1 protein-coding gene is annotated in these 681 nt (G+C 29.4%); it reads right to left on the reverse strand.

What is annotated here, in order from left to right:
- Positions 1-210 precede the first annotated feature (210 nt).
- Positions 211-681 (reverse strand): YajQ family cyclic di-GMP-binding protein (locus AMN99_RS02770; protein WP_075506316.1); only part of this gene is annotated, 471 nt, incomplete at its 5' end.

Raw genomic sequence — 681 nt, forward strand, 5'->3', positions numbered from 1 at the left:
TAAAACATCTTTTCCCTCTAAGCTAATTGGTATGGATTGACTTTGAATAGGGGTCGGAGTTCTAAATTCAGCCAATTCAATTGATCTTTTTAATTTATTTTCAATATTTAAATCAGAGAAGTTCATTATGTTGGGATTGATATAAATTTTAAGTAATTGAGTGTCTGCTTATATCTTTTTGTACCAAATACAATAAATAGTTTGAGAGGATTAATCTCTAAAGTTTACAAAATCTATTGGAAGTCCAATATCAATAGCTTTAATTGCTGCTATAGCTTCTTGAAGATCATCTCTTTTTTTACCATCAACTCTTAATTCATCCCCTTGGATTTTAACCTGAATTTTAAGTTTAAGTTTTTTAATATCAGCTATAACTTTTTTAGCATTTTCCTGGCTAATACCTTCTTTAAGTTCACTTACTTGTCGAATGGCTCCACCTGAAGCGCCTTCTGAACTTTTAACTTCCAAAACTCTTGGATCTACTTTTCTTCTTACTAAATGTGTTTGTAACAATTCATTTACTTGCTTTAATTTTAATTCATCAGGAGCATTGGTTGTAACTGATTTATCTTTTCGCTCTATAGTGATGTGAAGTCCTTTAAAGTCATATCGATTGCTTATTTCTCTCAAACAATTTGCTAAAGCATTATCAAATTCTTGATAATTAATTTTACTTATTAC

Source organism: Candidatus Pelagibacter communis (genome assembly GCF_001180225.1).
Lineage (GTDB): Bacteria > Pseudomonadota > Alphaproteobacteria > Pelagibacterales > Pelagibacteraceae > Pelagibacter > Pelagibacter ubique_D.